This is a genomic window from Acetomicrobium mobile, assembly GCF_937920065.1.
Map to the genome: position 1 here is coordinate 1 of NZ_CALETC010000311.1, position 3,081 is coordinate 3,081.

General features: G+C 43.4%; 2 protein-coding genes. Both read left to right on the forward strand.

The features are described 5' to 3' along the window. Positions 1-756, forward strand: a 756-nt coding sequence (locus tag Q7P41_RS11625) for an MBL fold metallo-hydrolase (RefSeq protein ID WP_303884437.1), incomplete at its 5' end; no start/stop codon positions are given. 313 nt (positions 757-1,069) lie between these two features. Beyond that, positions 1,070-2,998 (forward strand): phosphate/phosphite/phosphonate ABC transporter substrate-binding protein, encoded by a 1,929-nt coding sequence (gene phnD / locus Q7P41_RS11630; protein ID WP_303884438.1) that lies wholly within the window; start codon positions 1,070-1,072, stop codon positions 2,996-2,998. Positions 2,999-3,081: the final 83 nt, after the last annotated feature.

Here is a 3,081-nt window from a genome sequence, read left to right on the forward strand (position 1 = left end):
ACGTGCGTGCTCGTGGACGTAGGCCAGTCTTCAAAAGCGCTTTTTCATAACATGAACAGGTTGGACATTGACCCTGAAAGTATCGACATTTTAGTTTTAACACATTGCCACTACGATCACACTGGGGCGCTCGTCGATCTGCTTCGAGCTTCGAAGAAAAAAGACCTGCCAGTCATCGCGCATCCTACGCTTTTTCGGCCTCACTTTGCTTGCAAACCCGTCATCAGCTACATTGGAGTCCCGCAAGGAAACGGGCCTTTGGAAATCGAATCTGCGGGAGGAAAGGTACTGCTATCGAAAGATCCTGTCCAATTGCGCGAGGGCGTCATCGCTTTAGGCGAAATCCCCAGAAAAACGGATTTCGAAGAGCCCAGCATTAACGCAATTACCATCGAAGAAGGCCATATAAAAAAAGACATGCTTTTCGATGACACCGCTCTTGCAGTAAACGTCGAAGGACAGGGCATCGTCATTGTGACGGGCTGTTCCCATTCCGGCATAGTAAACATCGCCCTTCGAGCCAAGGACATCTTCCCGGGCATCCCAATAGAAGGCATATTAGGAGGTTTTCACTTAAAAGACGTCGATTCCGAACACATCGAAAAAACCGTATCGCAGCTTGCTTCCTTAAAACCCAGCTGGATAGCGGCAGGACATTGCACGGGGTTTGATGCGATGGTAGCTTTCAAAAACTATTTCGGCGACGATTTTACCCCTCTTCACGTGGGCAAAACAGTGACCATCCCAAAATCGTAAAATGTGGCGTGTCACTTACAGCAAACGCCCTTCTGGAATTTTGGCATGCCGATTATACGCCGAGCGGCCCATAAACGCATGCGGATCGCTAGTATCCTGTTGTAACACTGCCCAAAAGAGGTTTTAACCGCCCTCCTCGAAGATCGGATAAATGCATGTTCAGCTTGCATGCCAATCCTTTATTACTTCTTTACCAGGAAAGCCTGTTATTTGAAATTTATGAACATGTCAAGTTATAATTAAAGAAAATTCTTCCTTCGTAAAATTAAGTGAATTTCGGCAACAGGAACGTTAAACAATCGAGGTGAACGATATGGTCGTTAGGAAAATATGGTTAGAAAGCCTTTTGGGCATAGCCTTACTACAGGCAGCGTTATTTTTCCTTCCGGTCACCAAACTTATAACCTCTATCGGAACAGTAGCAATAAGCTCGCTCATCTTCTTGATGTTATTGAAGAAACACTTGAAGGGAGAAGTCGAATCCGTAGCGCCCGCTAAACCGACATTGTCTGTAATTTCCGGACTGCCCGCTCCAATTCAAGGCCCTCAAAAGCTTGATTTTGACGAAAAAGTTCATGATAACCTTTTTCTCGTCGCCGAAACGATGGGATTTGATACACAGCAAATCTCCTGGCTTTCCAAAGACATCATGAAAACCTTCAATCAAATCTCTAAGATCTTCACTCTAATAGAGGAAAACAGCCATCAAAATGCAGCAAGCACCGAGGAAATAACGGCCAGCATTAACGAATTGTCCGGCATATCGGCCAAAATGCGCGATAACATATTAAATATAGAAAACAACTCGATACAAGCTGCCGATATGTTAGAACAAGACAAAAAGACGCTCACCAATTTAGTACCCCTCTTAAACGAACTGATAAAAGTTATTCAAAAGGCCTCTGAAGACAATCTACGACTTCAAGATTCATCGCGAAAGATAAATAAAATTATAGAATACATAAATTCCATAGCAAAGCAGACTAACTTGCTGGCGCTAAATGCTTCCATAGAGTCTGCAAGAGCAGGGGAAGCCGGAAAAGGTTTTTCCGTCGTATCGTTAGAGATCAAGAAACTTGCCGACGAGACCAAAAACTCCGTGGCCGAAATTGCGCCCATTATCAATGAAATAAATGACTGCGTTTTGAGCTCAAATACAGCCATGAAGTCCTGCATCGACAAGCTCAAAGACGTTGAAAAGGCGTCCGAGGCCTCCAGAGAAATAATTGTAAAAATAGAGGATGCCATCAGCAAGATAAGGGAAGCCTTGACCGAGCTCACTAAAATGTCATCTACACAAATGGCTACGGTAACTGAGATAGAGAGCGCTTCCAACTCTATAGCCAAATCTGTTGAAGAAACCTACAACACTGTCGTCAATCTTTCCAAGGAGATCGACATTCAAAAGGCCAAGAATGAGCAAATGGCAAAGTTTAGTGATAGACTTTGCGATACTGCTTTAAAGTTACAAACAATAATAGCTGTACTGAAAACGGACAAAGAGATCATATTCGGAGTGAATCCCTTCACGTCGCCCGATAATATAAAGCAAATGTACGTCCCGATACTTGAGAGGATATGTCGAAATATAGGCTACAAAGCAAGAACTATCATAGTTAAGGACTACGACGCCCTAACAGAAGCGATGGCAAAAAACTTAATCGATGTGGGATGGTTTTCTCCCTTCGCCTATGTAGCAGCACGCGAGAAAATAGGAGTTAAACCGATAGCTACTCCGAAGGTAAACGGAAAATTTTCCTATAAAGGCTACATAATTACAAAAAAGACTAACAATATACGCTCCCTATCCGACCTAAAGGGTAAGCACTTTGGCTACGTCGATCCCAAAAGCGCCTCAGGGTATTTATATGCAAGACACATACTAAAATCGAATGGCCTGGACCCCGATAGAATTTTTAGCAAGGTTTCTTTCATGGGAACACATGACAACGTAATAAAAGCGGTCTTAAACGGCGAAATAGACGCAGGGGCCACATACAACGAAGCCATTGATTTGGCAAAGACAAAGGGATTAAACGTAAGCGCACTGGAAATCATCGCCGAAACAGAGGACATACCAAAAGACGCAATAGCCGTCAATCCGAACATGCCCAATGATATTGCTTCATTGCTGCAGAAGGCTTTTATCGAGTTCAAGGATTTCCACAACCTGCAAACCCCTGTCGACGGATTTGTCGCCAGCGACGATAGAAGATACAACGTCATAAGAGCAATTGCATAACCCTTCGGGCATTTTTATGATCTAAAATAAAGAGGGGAATATTCCCCTCTTTATTTTAATGCACTTACCAAATAACTTTGTTT